Annotated in this window: 18 protein-coding genes; 3 read left to right on the forward strand and 15 right to left on the reverse strand. The window is 42.9% G+C overall.

Translation table 11 applies throughout. The features are described from left to right. Positions 1-483: 483 nt before the first annotated feature. The 8 genes from DXD68_RS08550 to DXD68_RS08585 form a co-directional block, all read right to left on the reverse strand. Entirely contained in the window at positions 484-1,359 is an 876-nt protein-coding gene (locus tag DXD68_RS08550; RefSeq protein ID WP_122361231.1) for an endonuclease/exonuclease/phosphatase family protein, read from the reverse strand. 75 nt (positions 1,360-1,434) lie between these two features. Next, positions 1,435-3,033 (reverse strand): RagB/SusD family nutrient uptake outer membrane protein, encoded by a 1,599-nt coding sequence (locus DXD68_RS08555; protein WP_122361232.1) that lies wholly within the window; start codon positions 3,031-3,033, stop codon positions 1,435-1,437. Between the two features lie 19 nt (positions 3,034-3,052). Continuing rightward, positions 3,053-6,331 carry a TonB-dependent receptor gene (locus DXD68_RS08560; protein WP_158585865.1) on the reverse strand — a complete coding sequence of 1,093 codons (3,279 nt, stop codon included), beginning with the start codon at positions 6,329-6,331 and terminating at the stop codon, positions 3,053-3,055. Positions 6,332-6,553: 222 nt separating this feature from the next. Then, complete coding sequence (locus DXD68_RS08565) at positions 6,554-7,489, reverse strand: FecR family protein (protein ID WP_122361234.1); 936 nt, start codon at positions 7,487-7,489, stop codon at positions 6,554-6,556. 78 nt (positions 7,490-7,567) lie between these two features. Further along, positions 7,568-8,128: an RNA polymerase sigma-70 factor gene (locus tag DXD68_RS08570; RefSeq protein WP_122361235.1), complete on the reverse strand. Its 561-nt coding sequence runs from the start codon at positions 8,126-8,128 to the stop codon at positions 7,568-7,570. Positions 8,129-8,216: 88 nt separating this feature from the next. Beyond that, the gene (locus tag DXD68_RS08575) at positions 8,217-8,987 is read right to left on the reverse strand and encodes a biotin--[acetyl-CoA-carboxylase] ligase (protein WP_122361236.1); all 771 of its coding nucleotides are present in this window, start codon (positions 8,985-8,987) and stop codon (positions 8,217-8,219) included. Next, positions 8,980-9,333 carry an MmcQ/YjbR family DNA-binding protein gene (locus DXD68_RS08580; protein ID WP_122361237.1) on the reverse strand — a complete coding sequence of 118 codons (354 nt, stop codon included), beginning with the start codon at positions 9,331-9,333 and terminating at the stop codon, positions 8,980-8,982. The genes DXD68_RS08575 and DXD68_RS08580 overlap by 8 nt, the downstream gene beginning before the upstream one ends. 19 nt (positions 9,334-9,352) lie before the next feature. Next, a complete protein-coding gene (locus tag DXD68_RS08585; RefSeq protein ID WP_122361238.1) occupies positions 9,353-9,718 on the reverse strand; it encodes a YraN family protein in 366 nt (121 codons plus the stop codon). A 68-nt stretch (positions 9,719-9,786) separates the two neighbouring features. Between DXD68_RS08585 and DXD68_RS08590 the strand changes: the two genes are divergently transcribed. Then, positions 9,787-10,014 carry a hypothetical protein gene (locus tag DXD68_RS08590; protein WP_122361239.1) on the forward strand — a complete coding sequence of 76 codons (228 nt, stop codon included), beginning with the start codon at positions 9,787-9,789 and terminating at the stop codon, positions 10,012-10,014. Then, complete coding sequence (locus DXD68_RS08595) at positions 10,011-10,451, forward strand: nucleoside deaminase (RefSeq protein WP_122361240.1); 441 nt, start codon at positions 10,011-10,013, stop codon at positions 10,449-10,451. The genes DXD68_RS08590 and DXD68_RS08595 overlap by 4 nt, the downstream gene beginning before the upstream one ends. On the opposite strand, the gene fic is transcribed toward DXD68_RS08595, so the two are convergent. The 6 genes from fic to DXD68_RS08625 all read right to left on the reverse strand — a co-directional run bounded on the left by fic (position 10,452) and on the right by DXD68_RS08625 (position 16,826). After that, complete coding sequence (gene fic / locus DXD68_RS08600) at positions 10,452-11,336, reverse strand: protein adenylyltransferase Fic (protein WP_122361241.1); 885 nt, start codon at positions 11,334-11,336, stop codon at positions 10,452-10,454. It abuts the gene before it with no gap. Positions 11,337-11,351: 15 nt separating this feature from the next. Next, positions 11,352-11,618: a DUF4834 family protein gene (locus tag DXD68_RS08605; protein ID WP_122361242.1), complete on the reverse strand. Its 267-nt coding sequence runs from the start codon at positions 11,616-11,618 to the stop codon at positions 11,352-11,354. A 57-nt stretch (positions 11,619-11,675) separates the two neighbouring features. Next, the gene (gene pssA / locus DXD68_RS08610; RefSeq protein WP_122361243.1) at positions 11,676-12,368 is read right to left on the reverse strand and encodes a CDP-diacylglycerol--serine O-phosphatidyltransferase; all 693 of its coding nucleotides are present in this window, start codon (positions 12,366-12,368) and stop codon (positions 11,676-11,678) included. 21 nt (positions 12,369-12,389) lie between these two features. Then, the gene (locus tag DXD68_RS08615) at positions 12,390-13,064 is read right to left on the reverse strand and encodes a phosphatidylserine decarboxylase family protein (protein WP_122361244.1); all 675 of its coding nucleotides are present in this window, start codon (positions 13,062-13,064) and stop codon (positions 12,390-12,392) included. Between the two features lie 140 nt (positions 13,065-13,204). Next, positions 13,205-16,468, reverse strand: coding sequence for a UvrD-helicase domain-containing protein (locus tag DXD68_RS08620; RefSeq protein WP_122361245.1), 3,264 nt, complete (start codon positions 16,466-16,468; stop codon positions 13,205-13,207). A 13-nt stretch (positions 16,469-16,481) separates the two neighbouring features. Further along, positions 16,482-16,826 carry a translation initiation factor gene (locus DXD68_RS08625; protein ID WP_122361246.1) on the reverse strand — a complete coding sequence of 115 codons (345 nt, stop codon included), beginning with the start codon at positions 16,824-16,826 and terminating at the stop codon, positions 16,482-16,484. Positions 16,827-16,957: 131 nt separating this feature from the next. Between DXD68_RS08625 and DXD68_RS08630 the strand changes: the two genes are divergently transcribed. Next, a complete protein-coding gene (locus DXD68_RS08630; protein ID WP_122361451.1) occupies positions 16,958-18,868 on the forward strand; it encodes a sensor histidine kinase in 1,911 nt (636 codons plus the stop codon). Here the strand turns inward: DXD68_RS08630 and ispF are convergent. Continuing rightward, the gene (gene ispF, locus DXD68_RS08635) at positions 18,846-19,322 is read right to left on the reverse strand and encodes a 2-C-methyl-D-erythritol 2,4-cyclodiphosphate synthase (RefSeq protein ID WP_122361247.1); all 477 of its coding nucleotides are present in this window, start codon (positions 19,320-19,322) and stop codon (positions 18,846-18,848) included. The genes DXD68_RS08630 and ispF overlap by 23 nt on opposite strands. Between the last annotated feature and the right edge of the window lie 6 nt (positions 19,323-19,328).

The following is a 19,328-nucleotide window of genomic DNA, read 5'->3' on the forward strand; positions in this document are numbered from 1 at the left end:
CTATTAAGCTTCAATATTATAACTATTAAGCGTCATTCTCCCTAGAATAAAATTTGAAATGTAATATGTACATAAATGTAAGACTATGCATACAAATATGTAAGGTATACCTTTCTTTTATGTAAAGTATATATTACATATATAAATATCCTAAGATAAGCCATTAATTCTCATATATTATAATCTTCATACTATAGAGCTGCGATTTAATGGAAAAGGCGGACCGAAAGAAAAGAAGAAGGACTGGAAGATTGAAAAACTCAGGTAGCTGCCAATATGAAAAAGAAAGGTATTGATCTGACTTTTATAGCCGGATGTACCGGACTGAATGAAGAAGCAATTAAAACATTGTAGCCACGTAATCCATACCTAGAGGTGATGCCGGATTAACTTCCGGCATCACCTCTATAATTCACTAATATTTAACAGTATAACCCGCTGAATACAGCTGGTGACGCCCTATTCGGGAAAACTTTATTGTAATCACTCCTTTGGAATAAACATACTGATCCCTACAGGATAATGATCGGAAAGATAATCATTGTCCGGACCATTATAGATCTGTGCATCTATACAATTGGGGCGCAGGCTGTCAGTCACAAATATGAAATCGATCCGTTCCTGCTGACGACGTAAAGCCTCCCCTTTCGGAGAACTTGCCAATATCCGGGTAGGGAAAGAATAACGTTGGTTATCAGGCGTAAACATATAACATATATCATGCAAAGAAGCAGCCATAAATGTGGATATAACAGCATAGTCCTCCAGGTGCTCATCCGTCCAGGAGGCATCGAAAGGAGAATGGGCATTCATATCGCCCATCAACAGACAGTCGGTTAATTGGTTACTGCTTATATAATCGATGATGTTGTCGGCTTCCTTCTTACGTTTCAGACGGTCGGAAGGATTCAGATGCGTCACCAGGAAATCCATATTCAGGACTTTGCAATGCAGCAAGCCGTGACCGTAACCATCAATCTTCCGATCGATCACTTGAAGCGGAGTTTTAGAAGTAAGACCGACCGGATAACCGTTCTCCTTTACAATAGCCGCGTAAGGATGACCATAAGAAGCTGCCAGCTCTTTCAGACGGGCTTCGGTAAAGCCGCAAAGTTCGTTCAGTGCCAGGACATCGGGCGACTGCTCTTTTACCCAGGCAGTAAAACGGGCAATACGGTCTTTATCCGAACCATTACTGAAACCATCCATGATATTGTAAGAGATGATCTTGATCTTTTGGCGGTCTGTACGCCAGTCGCGTTCGTAGGAAGTCGAATTCTGAGCATTCATTCCTGACCCTAAACCAAACAATAATGCCAATAGAAATAAACTGAACCAATTGTTGAATAAGCGTTTCATTCTTGTAATGTTTATGTTTATAACAAAGGTATATCAAAAAGACTGTAAATCCTTTCGATACACCTTTCAAGTTTATTAATAGCCAGGATTCTGCGGTTTGAGATTCGGATTCTTGCTCATTTCCGTATTCGGTATAGGCAATAACCTCATCTTTTTGTCCCACGTAAATCCCTGCACCTTTGCCCATGTAGACTCTTCGATATTCCAACGGCGCAAGTCATAACCACGAACATCCTCACCTGCAAACTCGACACGACGCTCATAACGTAATTTCGCCATACCATCTTCCTTACTACCAATCGTTATATCCGGCAACACCTTATTTTCCGGAAAACCAGCAGGGATATACTTATCCGGATGAGCCAAAGCGTAATTGCGGGCACGCGTTCTGACCATATTAATGTATTTGGTTCCGGATTGGAAATCACCGGTTTGTATATAAGCCTCAGCCAGATTCAACAAAACTTCAGCATATCGCATCAAGATATTATTTAAGCCGACATTCGTTTCATTCGGACCATACCACAAGGTATTCTTCTGAAAATCAACTCCACCTTCTTTGTTTAAAAGCCAATCCATAGAATAAACAAGCGGTTCGCCGGTTGTTCGGTGAGTAGAGACATCCATCGGTGTATAGAATGTGATATCAAAGCGAGGATCTCTGTTTTTCCAGTAAGCAGCAGCATCATACAAGGAATTGGCATCGCTACTTATCGGATTCCCATCAATCAACGCATAAGCATCTCTTAGATCAGGTGTCGGATTAAAGTGAGTCGTATAAATTTCTCCACGGCACATCCCCCCGTCAACCGTACCGAAATAACGGGTTTTCCAATTCTGTTGTTCTTTGCTAAACGATACTTCAAAGATAGATTCTTTATTGAACTCATTGGTTTCCATATAAATGGATTCCATATCTGCCAATAGTTCGTAAACGCCTTCATCTGCTAATTTTACTACTTCCTCACCTGTTTTAATTGCATCGGCATAATCCTGACGATAAAGATAGGCTGCAGACAGGAATGCATAAGCTGCACCGGAAGTAGCACGGGGCGCATCCTCGGAATCATAAGACGAAGGCAGATGCTGAGCAGCAAATGTAAGATCAGGAATAATTACCTTTTCATAGACTTCGTCGACAGAAGAACGTCCTGGATGTAACAGGGCTTCATCTTTTAAATCAACCTGGCTCAACAAAATAGGTACATCACCATACAAACGGATCAGATGATAATACCAATAACCACGAATAAAACGCATTTCGCCGACGATACGATTCCTGTCTTCACTACTGATATTATCATCCGGCATATTGGAAACTTTTTCAATACCGATATTGCAACGGGCTATCCCGGCATAAGCATTAACAAAAGAACCTGTTACCAGATAATTATCCCCCGGATCAAAACTTCCGCGGATATATGAAGCATCGATCGAACCACTCTGCAAACAGTCATCCGAACACATATCACCGAAGATTTGTACACCAGTTGCCCAGAAGCCGTTTAATGTCTGTAATGTTTTGTAACAAGCGTTGGCAGCATAGACAGCCTGGTCTTTATTCTGATAGAAATTCTCTTCGGAAAGTTCACCATACGGCTCCCGGTCAAGGAAATCACTACAGGAAGACAATATGGTCATCAAAGCTATTATATATATTTCGAATCTTTTCATATTCTCGTATTTTTACTGTTTAAAACTTAATATTCGCACCGATCATAAAAGTCATTGCAGCAGGATAGCTGTATGCCCAATTGTTATATTGAGCTGTACCGCTCCTTTCCGGATCATATCCGTAAAAATCTTTACTTGTAATCGTTACCAGGTTTTCGCCGCTCACATATACTCTGAACTTATACTTTCCAGCCATATCAAACGAATAACCGACAGAAAGATTTTTCAGACGAGCGTAACTGGAATTTGTCAACAGGAAGTCGTTCATCTGATACATCGAATAGGCTCCTCCCCAAATCACAGCAGGCCATTTTCCTGGAGTTCCTTCGCCATTCCAACGATTATCATACCACCATTTTCCATAGTTAATGCCACCGTCATTCAACCATTTTTCATATGGCATAAACTGTTTCTTGCCTAAATCTCCCTGCCAAAACATCGAGAAGTCAAAGTTTTTATATTGTGCACCCAGTTTAAAACCGAATGTCATCTTCGGGATAGAATTACCAAGGATTACACGGTCATCTGCATCGATCTTCTTATCACCATTCTGATCTTTGAACTTGATAGAACCGACAATTGCACTACCATAAGTTGGAGAATTATCAATATCTTCCTGGCTGGCATACACACCTTCCATTTCCCAACCATAAAAAGAGTCGATAGCATATCCCACCTTATTTATATAGGTATCACGATGACCTCCGTCCCGCAATTCTTCATCCTTACCGTCACTAAGTTGCAAAATCTTATTACGAACCGTACTGATATTAGCTCCGACAAAATAACTAAAATCATTATTTATTTTATCTTGCCAGTTAATTTCCAGCTCAACACCCCGATTAGCTACTTTTGCAAAGTTCACATTAGGAGCACCCAAACCGACAGTGCCCGGAATAACCTGCTGGCGAAGAATTCCAGAAGTACGTTTATCATAATATTCAGCAGAAGCTGTCAGGCGATTATTTAGTAAGCCGATATCCACACCAGCATTGGTGATTGTAGTCGTCTCCCACTTCAAATCTTTATTTACCAGGTTAGCAACATAATAGCCGGGAACGATTGTATGGTTATAACCGCCAGCTCCCATTAATACACTCATGTTACTAAGAGTTGCAATCGTCGGGTATCTTCCTGAAACAGATTGATTTCCCAGCTGTCCCCAGTTCACACGTAATTTCAAATTGGAAATTGCCGGCACATTAAAGAACTCTTCCTGACTGATCCGCCATGCACCGGAGAAAGAAGGGAAGAATCCCCAACGGTTACCAGAAGCAAAACGGGAAGAACCATCAGCACGCAAATTAAAAGAGAACAGGTAACGATCTGCAAAGTTATAATTGATACGTCCAAACCAGGACATCATTGCCAACTGGCTTTTAGCCCCGCTGTTACGGGAATCTGTCGGATTAGTACCTCCATTCAGTATCTGCATGTTCTTAGATTCCGAAACATAGTCGTAAGCGATTCCATAAATATCATCATCAGTCGTCAACTGCTGCGAGAAGCCAGCCATACCGTCTATAGAATGTTTGGAAGAGAAGGTATGATCGAAATAAAGTAAATAATCGGTTAACCAGGTTACATTTTTACCACGCGTTTCCTCATAACTCGAACGAGTATTTCCGTATCTGTCAGCAATATTATAAGTCGGAGTAAACGATTTCTTTTCATAATAGTTGAAATCAAGTCCGGCGTTAATACGGAACCGGAGGAAGTCAAATATCTTATATTCAGCATAGATATTTCCTAACACCTTATAAGTGCGATGATCCGGATTACTTAGGTTAGCCATATAGACAGGACTGATACCATTTTCTCCTGCATGCTTCGCATAACCTGGTGTTACCCCGTCAGCTTCATAAAGCGGAATTGTCGGAGACGTATTATAGGCATCTCCAGCGGCATTGGATGTACCATGTTGCAAACTTGTACTCAGATTAATACTTGTACCAAAAGAGAGACGCTCACCATATTTATTGTCATTATTTATCCTGAAGTTAGCTTTATTATAAGAGGTATTTTCCAGGATACCCTCCTGGTTAACATATCCTCCCGACATATAATAAGATGAATTCTGACTTCCTCCCTGGGCACTTACATTAATATTATAGGTTGGAGCTACGCTGAACAATTCTTTTCCCCAGTCAGTTCCTTTTCCGTAAGAAGCCGGAGAATTTGTGAAATAAGGTGTTATATTACTTCCGCTGATCCAACGGTTGGCATTCGCTATTGCTTCATTCTGTAATTCTACGAACTCAGCGGCATTACACATATCCAAATATTTAGTGATACGCTGCAAGCCAAAATAACCATCTACCGAAATACTGCTCTGTTCAGAAATTCCCCTCTTGGTAGTAACAAGGATCACTCCATTCGCCGCACGTGAACCATAGATAGCAGCGGAGGCAGCATCTTTCAATACATTGACCGATTCAATATCAGAAGATGAGATACTTTCCAGTCCACCGTCAGCCGGAATACCATCAATCACTACTAACGGAGCATTATCGCCAAACGTACCCATCCCCCTGATACGAATATCAGAACTTGCACCAGGCTGACCATTACTCTTCGTAATAACGACACCGGATAATTTTCCTTGTAAAGCCTGTGATACCGAGGAACTGGATACATCTTTCAGATCTTTAGATGAAACCACGGAGACAGCTCCAGTCAGATTGGCCTTCTTTTGTACACCATAACCAACAACTACCACTTCATCGAGATTCTGAGTATCTTCTTTCATCAGGACACGAATAGAACTTTGATTCTTAACCTGTACATCCTGAGTTGTGTAACCAATATAAGTAATCTGAAGAGTTGAATTTGAGGCTACCTCAAGCGTAAAACTTCCATCTATATCGGTAATAGTCCCATTACTGGTTCCTTTTTCCATCACATTCGCACCGATGATCGCTTCTCCTTGCTGATCAAGAATAATACCAGTTATTATCTTCCGATTGGTTTGCTGCATCATAGCAAGCATCCGGTCGCTGCTTTTCATCAAAATGATATTGTTGCTTTTCATCGCATAGACAATGTCCGTATTCCGGAAAATTGTGGAAAGAACTTCTTCCACTGTCTTCTCATGAGCATTAATTGACACTTTATGGTTCAAATCGATATCTCGTTTATCGTAGACGAAATAATACTCTGTCTGTTTTTCAATATTAGACAGGATTTCTTTGAAAGGAACCGACTGTGCCTTTATCGTAACCTTCGCAACCTGAGAAGTAGCCTCAGTCGCAAAAAGCCCCGTCACACATAAGAAAAGAGCTAAAAAGGTTAGTTTCATAATATTAATTATTCGTTTAATAGGATTTAACGGGGCATAACTATCCCCATCTGAAATATTTTTCATACTTTTAAAATCTGTATTAGTTAGTACTAAGTTTAAAGCAATTACACGGTATTAACTTCTCTGCCGGAAGAACGTTGGCGCGTTTTTCCGGTTTTGTTTTTTCATGGGACTTACTTCATAGGCATTCTATTTTAGGTTATTACTTTACATTCATTATTACTTAATGATAATCAAATTCTTTTCTTCATCTTTCTCGTAAACAAACCGATCTTTCAGTTGGAAAACGTTCAGGATATGTTCAACTCCTTTCTTTCCCTGGAACTTTCCGGTATATCTTCTTTTTTTGAAAGCCTCGTTTTCTACAATTATCTGAGTATCAAAATATAGTTCCAGTTTTTCAATCATCCGGTCTACCGGCTCATCTTCAAAACAAATTACCCCCTCCCTCCAAAGCAAATTATTGAATTGGGAGATCGGTCTTTTTACCAAGTAGTCGTTCTCTACATGTACCTGCATATTCGGCTCCAGTAATACTTTCTGCTGTTTTACATCAGAGTAAACCTCCACCGAACCTTTCAACAAAGAGACTTCGAACATGGGGGTTTTGGCATATGCCATTACATTGAACTCCGTTCCAAGTACTCTGACGTTATAAGTAGAAGTCTTTACAATAAAAGGTTTCTTTTCATCCCGGCTGACAGTAAAATAGCCTTCTCCATTCAGCTCCACCTCCCTATGTTCGGAAGAAAATACATTCGGGAAAGTAAAGGTTGTTCCGGCATTCAACCAAACATTGGTTCCATCAGCCAATGTTAATTCGACACGCTGCCCGGGAGGAACAGAGATCGTTTGCATAGCCATTACAGGAACTTGCTGTTTCAAATCAAAAATGTACCAGCTCATTCCCGCCAGGAGCAAGAATACTGCAGCAACAGAAGCAATACGAACCAAACTTAATAAATTTAATCTTACCGTCTTCTTCTGATGTCCTATCACATCACTTTGCTGCCAAAGGGTAACATCATACAGTTTACGCATAGCCATCAACTCATCCCGATTTTTCGGGTCATTCTTCACCCATGCCATGATCCGGTCTTTCTCATCTTCCGATGCCCAACCTGCTATATATTTTTTTATTAAATCTTGTTCCATCATTTTTATTGTAAGATATAATCAGCCTTACATCATATCGACGACTGATGATTACATATCCCTAAACGAAAAGTCATTTTATTTGAAAAAAAAGAAGAAATAAAATAAAGGAAGATAGTCTTTAAGACTTATACGTAAAGCCTTCAATACTTTGGTTATATGATATTCAACACTTTTCACACTAAGCTTCAGTTTGTCTGCTATTTCTTTATTTGTTTTATTATCAAAGCGACTCATTTCGAAAATAAGTTGAGTCTGTTCCGGAAAAGTAGCAAGTGTATTACGGATGATCAGTTGTATCTCTGTCGTAAAAACCTCTTCCGGATCACAGGATTCCAGCATGGAGATACGCATATCCAGTTCTTCCTGATGAGCTGTCTTCATATTACTGAAAGCTTCCTCTTTCACAGCCTCATGTTTCAGATAATCGAGTGATCTATTTTTCAAAAGAGTCAACAGGAAAGCATCCGGATTGTTTATACCTCCCCGTCTGATCTCTGTCCACAACCGGATAAGCACCTCAGATGCAATATCTTCCGCAGCCATCTCATTATGTATATACGACATCGTAAAAAGGAATGATTTCCTATAAAATCGTTTATAAAGATCTTCAAACTCCATATATGATCCTCTCCCCATAATACTCTAACGCCTTTTTATATGGTCAGCGCTGACAAAATTAAACTATTGCATCAGATCAGGTTATTAAAATTCAATGATAAAACATTTACAAATTCAAGTCAGCATCAGTATGTACCATAGTCACCTCCTTGAACGCATACCGCCTCAACTCCCCGTCACGCAGTTCGAGTATCAGATGTCCGGTCAGTTCCACCCCTTTAATGCAAGCTTCGAAGAAACCGTTTTCATCGCGATAGGGATGGAAGCCACTCCCACGATACAAGGCAATCCTGTAATCATTCCGGATATCGTCCTCTTTCTCCCGGATCAAGTCGACATAACGCTCATAAAGACGTTTCCGGAACTTGTTCAGGATTTCCTCCCGGTCATATTCCAGTCCCGTTATCTGTGTCAGCGACACCGGATTCGGAGCATCGCTCAGGAACTCCCGCTGGTTGATATTGATACCGATACCGAGCACGGAGCAATACAGCTCACGACCGGAAAGGTCATTCTCGATCAGCATACCGCATATCTTCCGGTCACGCCAGTAAATATCGTTCGGCCATTTCACCGTCACATCGTCTACATATTCATCGAGCGTTTCCTTTACACTCAGCGCCGTTATCTGGGAAATCAGAAACTGACGGTTTGCCGGCAGAAAGTCCGGATAAAGAATGATACTGAACATCAAGTTCTTTCCGCCCTCCGACTCCCAGGTATTACCGACCTGGCCACGCCCGGCAGTTTGAAAGTCTGTAACAACGACACTACCTTCCGGCAACGGTTCTTTACCGACCAGTCCCCGAAGATAATTATTGGTAGAGGTAGTCTCCTCCAAACGGATCATCCGCGGTATTTCATTTTCGTCACTCATTGTACATCTCCCTTATTTTCTTCGGCAGCTTGGCTATCACTTCGCGGTAGGAATGCTGAATCCAGTAACGTATCTCGTCGTCGGGCATGTCCCGTTCCAAAAAGACACCGTTCCAATACTTCTTGTTGAAATGGTAAGCCGGTTCAACCGCATTATAGCGGTCGCGCAGCTCTTCTGTATAATCCGTACTGCATTTCAAAGCGACATAAGGCTCTTCGGCATCCAGCGGCAGAAGGGCAAACATCTTATTTTCCACTTTAAAGACTAAAGAGACATCGTCAAACGGAAAACATTCCGTCACGTTCTTCAACGACAAGCAATATTCGCGGGCTTCTTCTATATTCATACGTTTCCTCTATTTTCAGTTATCGGCAAGGGGCGTAGAAAGCATCATCGATATGTTCGATCTGAAACCCCTCTTTTCCTTTGACCAGGGTGATGATATCGAAATGAACCGGCATTTCCAAATTAAAATACCGGACATAAGCATCTGCCGCAGCTACGATACGCCTGATCTTTTTATTGTCTACGGCTTCTTCCGGCGACAGAAGGTAATCTTCCGAACGCGTTTTCACCTCGACGACAATCAGTTCACCCTCTTTCATGGCAACAATATCCAGTTCATAATGATGCCATCTCCAGTTGGTATGCAAAATCGTATAACCCTGGCGGATCAAATAGTCGCGTGCTCTCGCTTCACCATCTTTCCCTAAATCGTTTTGTTCAGCCATCTTATTAATTTGCACAAATATAGGGATTTTCTTTTTTATTTGGGCTTTCACTTGTACATTTGCAAAATATGGCAATAAATCGGAAATACTCGCAAGCACAACCGAATCGCCCGAGGGTGCATAAGGTTACTTTTATGCTCAACGATGAAGAGCAGAAGGCTGTCGACCGCTATCTTGCCAGGTATAACATCGAAAACAAATCCCGCTGGTATCGGGAAACAATCCTTTCACATATACTCAAAACGCTGGAAGAGGATTATCCAACCCTCTTCAAAGAAACGGAAATGAGACGATGAATCCATTTAACGACGAATATTTCATGAAACAGGCACTGGTGGAAGCGCGTGCTGCCGCTGACGAAGGAGAAGTGCCCGTAGGAGCCGTGGTCGTATGTAACAACCAAATCATAGCCCGTGCCCATAACCAGACGGAACGGCTGAACGACCCGACCGCACATGCGGAGATGCTTGCCATTACGGCTGCCGTCAGTGTATTAGGAGCAAAATATCTGACCGGATGCAGCCTGTATGTGACGGTTGAACCCTGTATTATGTGTGCAGGAGCCATCGGCTGGTCGCAACTGAGTACGATCGTATACGGCGCGAGTGATGAGAAAAGAGGATACCAGGCATATGCCCCGAAAGCATTCCATCCGAAAGCTGTCGTAAAAAAAGGTGTGATGGAGAAAGAGTGTGCGGAAGAGATGCAGAAATTCTTCCGGCAGAGAAGATAGTTATTCGTTTTCTTCGTAATAATAGGAATAATCAATTCCTTTCATAAATAGTTCACGGTCATTTATCTTGTCGGTCAAAGCATTCTTCAGTAAATGCTTCAACAAGGTACTGTCAGTAGAGCTTTTTACCATGGCATTCAAATAGTCTTTCTTATTGATCAGGCTCCAGTCTACACATTGTTTCAAATGCTTCTTAAAAAGTAAATCCAACCATATCCGCGTACTCCGTCCGTTGCCTTCCATAAAAGGATGAGCAATATTCATTTCTACGTATTTATCGACTATTTCCTCAAATGTATTTTCGGGCATTTCCTCTATCAGCCTTAATGTACTCCCCAGAAAATGGGATACGGCAAACTGAAAGCCCCCTTTCGATATATTCTTTTGCCTGATCTGACCTGCAAAATCATACAACCCGCCAAACAAGTAGGCATGGATTTTCTGCAAGCTCTTTGCCGTACCGACTTCCGCTTCGCTGATCAGATTACTTTCAAAGAAAGAATAGGCCTTTTTCTTACTTTGCCCGTCAATGCTATTGTCGCTGTAGGTAAACCAATCGAGGAATTTAGTCGCCTTATTATTAGGAAAATATTTGGCAAGGGAGATTACGCCTTCACTATCAAGCGTATCAGTCAAATACTTTTTACCATCCGCTGCTGCTAATTTCAGTTGGTTAGTCGTACTAACCAACTCGTTTTTTTCTCTTTTAAGTTTACTTTTGAGATATTTCCAATAGTTCCTTGTCTTCGTATAGTCATCATGTCCCATTAAGACAGCAACAATATCTAAAACAGAAAACCACCATTTGTTATTATCTTCATCCCAAACAGCACGAACTTCGCGGTCGTTAAAAAAGCGGATCGATATTTTAGCATTATTGGTCATTGTCGATAACCAACTTTACTTCACTTCTTCGAAGTCAACGTACTCGCCTTCGTCTTTTGTAAAGATCTTCTTGCGGTTGACCGAGATATAATCATCTTCAGCCGTATTCGAATGATGTTGCCCGCTAGAGTAACTGCTTGTCTGACGACGCTGTTCCCCCTTCTTTGTATTGCTGCTTCCACTACCGAACAACATATTCTTAAATGTACGCAGAATAGAGAATCCCATCAGGAACACTAACAGGATGAAGAAGAAAAACATTACAAACAAAAACTTAAACATAATATTCGTTACTTAGTTGGTTTATAAGAGAAACATATAGAATAGACCTCTTGTTTACTATCTTTTGTTAAAAATAGACAAGAGGATATAGAGGAGAATGGTTCCGGCTATACCCAGCATGCCGAACAAGGCAACGAACAGGACAGCACAACCTACTAATATATAGCGTCTTTCATTACCTTTCCATGCAACCGACTTAATCTTCAACGAGAACATCGGAATTTCAGATACAAGCAATAAAGAGGTAGCCAACGCTACCACCAGGGTAACCACAATGAACAACACAGGCTTTACCTGTGCCAACGGAGCCAGAGAATATCCGGCAGAAGCCCAAAACAGCGCATGCGCAGGAACCGGCATACCGATAAACGATGTTGTCTGCCGTTCATCGATATTGAACTTCGCCAAACGCAAACCGGAGAAAGCCGGGATCACGAAAGCCAAATAAGGAATATAACGACCGATTTCTCCCAACGGAAGACCGGCCTGGCTGAGCATCCAAAATACGATCATACCGGGTGCGACTCCGAAACTGACCATATCCGACAAGGAATCGAGTTCCTTTCCCATCGGGGAATAGGCTTTCAGCAAACGGGCGGCAAAACCGTCCATGAAATCAAAAACGGCAGCAATGATGATCCATATAGCTGCCCACAACAAATTACCCTGCAAAGCCATCACTGTAGCGATGCAACCTGATACAAGACTCATACAAGTAATTGTATTGGGTATATGTTTTCTAATATTCATCTTCTGTATATTTTCCGGATTCTATTCACACGGGCATTTGCTTAACCGCGCGATCGGTGTCTGGTTACCGGTTACCTTCTGATCCATTTCGATCAGCACTTCTGTCCCTACCGGCAAATAAACATCTACACGCGACCCGAACTTGATAAAACCCATCTGTTCATCCACATGACATTTTTCTCCAACCTTGGCATAGGTGACAATACGCCGGGCAAGTGCCCCTGCAATCTGACGTGCCAGCACATCCACTCCGTTCTTGGTAGTAATGACAACAGCCGATCGTTCATTCTCGGTACTGCTCTTCGGTAAATATGCTGCCATGAATCGTCCGTTATTGTGAGAGACATGTTTCACCGTCCCGTTTACCGGAAACCAGTTGGCATGCACATTGAACACGGACATAAAGATAGATATCTGCAAACATTGCCTATGAAGGATCTCGTTCTCCATCACTTCCTCAATCGCCACGATCGTACCGTCGGCAGGTGCGATCACCAATCCTTCGGAATCATAAGGGAAACGGCGGAACGGACTACGGAAGAAATTCAGGATCAGCAGAAAAAGAATGGTTGAAATCGTAGCAACAGTATAGAACAGTATCCCCTTACCCACGGTATGGTATAATGCGACATTCACGACAAATAATACCGTAAACAACGTAAGTAACAGGCCAGTCCCTTCTTTATGTACTTTCATTCTTCCTTTAAAGCTGCGTTTCTATTTCAATTTGCAAAAGTATTCATTTTTACGGAATAACAAAAACAATTGAGAATTGAAATTTGAGAATTGAAAATTATTGTCCAAACTCTTAATTTTCAATTTTCAATTCTCAATTCTCAATTTTTAATTGCCTCTATTTTCTCTAGCTCCACGTACCAAAGGCAACCTTCTACCCTCTCGTATCCCATCTGATTGATCAGTTTCATATAATTCTTCACCTGGTTATGATGGCGTTTATCCTGTATCTCTCCGAATTTATAGTCTATTACGATCACTTTATCATCCGATATCATGACCCGGTCGGGACGTTTGGAGAGTCCTTTACCGAAGAGGATATCGACTTCATTCAAGACACGTGCCGTACCGTCGTACCAGGGGAAAACTTCCGGTGTATTCAGCAACTCTTCCAGACGGATAACCAAAGATTCGGCTTCCTCCTTGTTTATGATACCTGCCAGGCGGTAGCTTTCGACAGCAGAGGGGATATCTTTCCGGGTACGTATCTGGCTCAGTACTTCGTGCATCAATGTGCCGTGCTTGCGGCGGGCATTATCGAAGAAAAAGCCTTTTCCATGCAAACGGAGCTGCAGACGGTCGTCAGGGGAAATCGAATTGATACGTGCCATCGTGATCTCTTCCGGACTGTCTTCATCCGATTTGGCTGCAGAAGGATGCCACCAGCTACCCAATTCAAAAACACCTGTCCGAGTATCAAAAGAGGAAGGCAAAGAGACCAGTGTATCTCCTTCCCGGGTATCGTGTACTTCCACGTACAGACCTGCCCATAAAGCGTCTGCCATGGAAGAGATCTTTTCAATCTCACCGGTTTCCTCTTTAATCTTTTTCGGGCGGGGAGCAAACACGATCAGTTCGTCTTTGGAACGGGTGAAGGCTACGTACAGCGTATTCAGGTTATCGATAAAGGCATGCAGACGTTCACGGAAATAATCTTCCGCAAAGATGGTATTACCCAGCGACTGACTATAACGGACAGGTACCAGATGCAGCCGGTTGAACGGTTTCGTTTCGGGTTTGCACCACAGGATAACCGGCTTGCTGGGTTTATGGTCTATCTCCCAGTCGCCAAAGGGGATAATAACAACTTTGAATCCCAAACCTTTCGATTTATGGACGGTCAGGATACGGATAGCATTCTGTGCATCCGGAGTCGCTATTGTTTTACGATATCCCGTTTCATCCCACCATTTAAGGAAGCGGCTCAGGTCGGCACTTTCTTTCTGGGTATACTCGGATACCATATCGAGGAATGCCTGAACAAAGACTTGCTCATTCGCCTGAAAATCGCCGGAGAAGAGACGGAAAAGTCCTTCCGATATTTCATACAACGACTGACGGGAAAGAGCTTGTAACTCAGCAACCATCTCCGGAGGAAATACATTTTCGGATGTGTTGACGGAATAAGCTACCGAATGGTTCACCTCTTCTTCCGCCCCTTTCAGGATCCGGTAAGAATACAAGGCAGTCTGTTCGTTGATCTTATCTTCCGGGTTCCGCAGATAACGAAGCAGGGCAATCATAAAACGGACAGCCGGCGATCCACTGACAAACAGGGCTTCATCGGAGATTATATCATAATGATAGCGGTCGGACGGATTGGCTTCCTTATAGGATAGCAGCTTATCCGCCACCATCGCGCCTTCCATATTGGTCCGGACCAGAATAGCGATATCCTTCAAGGCATAGCCGTTATCCTGCAACTGTTCGACCACACCGGGCAGACGTTCCAGGGCTTCCTCCTTCCAGTCTTTCTCTTCATCACCGGTCAGGAACTCAATCTTCACATGACCGTCTTTCTGCTGAAAAGGCGGAGGTACCTGCTGATAACTTTTCGTATAAGCGGACATGATCTTCGTCAGATAAGCAGCGCGCTGCTCTTCACTCAACGAGGAGGTCAGCAGCGTTTCATTGTAAACGCTTTGCAGGACACCGGGGAGAGCGGTAAAAAATGTATTATTAAATTCTACGATATTCCGGCAACTGCGCCAGTTCTCTTTCAATGTTTCTTCGTGTACTTCCTCTGCCGGAAAGTCTGCCTGCACCTGCTGGTCCAGCAGTTTCCAGTCGGAGTTACGGAAACGGTAGATACTCTGCTTCACGTCTCCCACAATCAAATTGGTACGGTCGTGTGCCAAACTTTCTTCTATCAGCGGACGGAAGTTATTCCATTGCATACCGCTGGTATCCTGAAACTCGTCGATCATATAATGATCCACATGTGTACCGGTCTTCTCATAGATAAACGGGGCATCGCTTCCGCCGATCACCTTATTCAACAGTTCCGTCGTATCGGCGATCAGCATGACATTCTTATCTTCGCGGTAAGAGGCGATCTGACGGGAGACATCCGTCAGGATTCCCAATGTATAATAATAACGGACAATTTCGCGAGCGGTATTATAAGCAGTCAGGTTGGAGAACAGGGCGATGATCTTCTTGATGCAATCATTCAGCCCCTCTTCAAATACACAGCCGATAATCTGGCGCGTCCCCAGCGGAGTCGTTTTAGTGAAACAGCCCTCCAGGTTATCAGCCAGACCGATGAAAGTAGCAGTCGGCTCTTTCATTTCGCCTTTAGCCAGGCGGTCCAGCAAGGTAAGCGGAGAACGGCTTCCTCCTTTAAAATCGGTTGTACGGATGGCATACTTACTGAGCAAGGCCAGTCCGCTTTCACCTAACCGTTTCGCTTCAGCCTCTACCGAACGGATAATACCGAACAGTTCATTCTTATAGTTTTCGAGTGCTTCCTTGTCACGGATATCTTTCGCCACTTCTTCACTGGAAGCTTTATAGCTTTCTTTAAACACTTCACGGCTCAGCGACATGATGTCTTTACGGAGGTTCCATTCTCCGCCGTTCTCTATTTTATCCTCGGCAAAACGAAGCAACCAGCCCAACAGTTCCTTACTTTCCGGTTTCTCCAAATCTGCCAGCAGATTATCGACAGCGGTAGTCAGCACCAGCTCCTGGTCCATCTCGATTCCGTAACCGCCCTGCAAACCGATCTCACGGGTAAAGGCCCGCATGGTCTGCTGGAAAAAGCGGTCGATCGTACTTATATTGAACGCTGAATAATCGTGAAGGATATCGATCAATATCTTGGCTGCCTGTTTACGTACCTGTTCTTCTGTCAATGAATAGGTGGAACACAATGATTCCACATAGTCGGACTTCCGGCCGGACGAGAGATTGTAAAGTTCCTCTACAATACGGCTTTTCATCTCATCGGTAGCCTTGTTGGTAAATGTTACCGCCAGGATACGACGATAAGCTCCCGGCCCGGCAAACAACAGGGTCAAGTATTCACCGGTCAGTTTATGGGTCTTACCCGCTCCGGCCGAAGCTCTGTAAACAGTCAGCATACTATTTTATTTCTTATATGACGCGGCTTTTCGTGTAGCCTTCCTTTTGTAATATCTCAAGTACTTTCTGACGCAGATCACCCTGTACGATGATCTCGCCGTCTTTAGCAGAACCTCCGACACCGCATTTGACCTTCAGGAACTTGCCCAATGCTTCCAGATCGTCGGTCATGCCGCGAAAGCCGGTAACCAATGTTACGGCTTTACCTCCCCGATTGCGTTTATCCAGTGAAATACGTAACAATTGCTTTTCTTTGGGAAGTGTATCTTCCTCTTCCTCATCTCCTGTATGATATTGAAAATCCGGATTGGTGGAATACATTACCCCCAAACGGTCTTTCCAGTCATTATTCTTCATAATCTATTCAATTTTATTCGGTTCAAAACTACAAATTAACGGCGGGATAAGCAAGATTACAAAGAATAATACATATCTTTGCTTGAAATAGACTGAATTTCATAGCGTCGTAAAATTTCATGATTGTGCGTATGAAAAGACTTTTTTTCATAGTATACCTGATACTATTAACCAGTCGTTCATTGTATGCCTTGCCACACGATAAAGACGATTATATCCTGGTAGTACACTCCATAAACTTCAGCGAAGTATGGACACAAGGTATTTATGAGGCGATCAATAACACTTTCGCCGAAGAGAGCATATCCGTAAAAGGGGAAGAACTCTCTATCCCTGCCATGAGAGACACGACAGACGTAAATAAGAAGGTTGAATTATTACGAAAGAAATACCCTGTCCCCCCTAAAGTGATCGTTTGTATAGGAGACCCGGCGTGGCTGGTTTGTCAACCTCTTTTCGATAAAGAATGGAAAAACGTTTCTACTATCATCTGCCATTCACAAGAGCTGATCCCGACACAAATAGAATATCTGCTGGACAGGGACCTGCAGACCATTCAGCACATGGCTTATACAGAAGATCAGATGAAAAGCTATAATGCAACCAGGTTAGTCCAGCCTCTATACATAAAAGAGACCATTGAAACAATTAAGAAACTGCAGCCCGAGTTGAATCGAATAGTCTTTATCAGGGACAACCGGTATATCAGTTTATACACCCAAAAAGAGCTCTCAAAAACAATGCAGGCAGACTTTCCTGATCTGAAACTGGAAATACTTTCCACCCCGGCTCTTTCTACCGAAAATCTACTGGATAGCCTGAGCCTTTGCGGAAAAGAAACTGGAATTATCTATTACTCCTGGTTCATATTCAAAAACACGCATGAAAACCATTATCTAATAGACAACGTACAAAAGATGACCAACAGCTTCTCCCAACCGCCGGTATATATTTTAGCAGACCTGAATATCGAAACCGGAAACTTTGCGGGCGGACATTACATCTCAGAAAATGACTTCAGCAAGTCCGTTATTGCTACTGTCCGGTTGATATTGGAGGGGACAGAGGCACGAAACATCTTAACCCATATCGGAGGAACAGCTCATACACATCTGAACTATCAGCATTTGTTGAGCCACAGCATCGAACCATCCCATTTTCCGATCAATGCTATTTACTACCAGCAGCCGCCTACCTTTTTCCAAAAATACAAGATACATCTATTCAGCGGATTTGCCATCATCTGCCTGCTGATAACAATTGCCGTACTGCGTTTCCGCCTCTATTTCCAAAAACTGAAACGGGAGGAAGAACGACGGGAAAAAGAAAAAGCAGAAGAAGCCAACCGTCTTAAATCTGCTTTCCTGGCTAATATGAGCCACGAAATACGCACTCCGCTCAACGCAATCGTAGGCTTTTCCAACCTGATCGCCCATTCGGAAAGTCCGGAAGATACTGCCGAATTTTGCCAGATCATAGAAACCAACAACGAGCTATTGCTACAATTGATCAACGATATACTGGATTTATCAAAGATAGAAGCCGACCAACTGGAATTCACCTTTACCAATATCGATGTATCGGCGCTGCTTGCCACACTGGCACAAACTTTCAAGAGCCGAACCAAACAAGGGGTTATACTGGAATATTCCATCCCGGAACAACCTTGCTTCATCTACTCGGAAAAGACCCGTTTAACACAAGTCATAACCAACTTCCTGACCAATGCCTGCAAATTCACCATGGAAGGAAGTATCAAAATGGGATACGAAGAGACAACAGACGGACTGCGCTTTTATGTTACCGACACGGGAAAGGGCATCTCCGATGAAAATATCCCGCACGTATTCGAGCGGTTTGCCAAATTCGACAATTTTATTCAGGGAACAGGATTGGGATTATCTATCTGTATGACGATTGTAAAACGCCTGAACGGAGAGATCGGCGTGGAATCGAAAGAGGGGAAAGGAAGTACTTTCTGGTTCACAATCCCCTGTGAAGTTCATCACGAAAACACGGTTACTTCTGAATCAGTACAGTAGCATACGCAGCAATACCTTCCTGCCGTCCGGTAAAGCCCAGTTTTTCTGTCGTTGTAGCCTTGATGGAAATATCTTCCTCGCCTACCTGCATCACTTCAGCCAGCGTTTGTTTCATGGCAGGAATATGCGGATTCAGCTTCGGACGTTCAGCGGCTATGGTTGCATCGATATTTCCCAGTTCATAACCGGCTTCACGTATTAGCTTCATTGTATCACGCAATAATATCTTACTGTCTATATTCTTGTATTCGCCTGCCGTATCAGGAAAATGATAACCGATATCACGCATATTGGCAGCCCCCAGGAGCGCATCACAAATGGCATGTATCAGTACATCCGCATCACTATGTCCCAGTAAACCCAATGTATGCTCTATCCGTATCCCTCCCATCCACAACTCACGGTCGGGAACAAGGGCATGCACATCATAACCGAAACCTACACGTATCTTCATATTGAT

Source organism: Parabacteroides sp. TM07-1AC (assembly GCF_003480915.1).
Classification (GTDB): domain Bacteria; phylum Bacteroidota; class Bacteroidia; order Bacteroidales; family Tannerellaceae; genus Parabacteroides; species Parabacteroides chongii.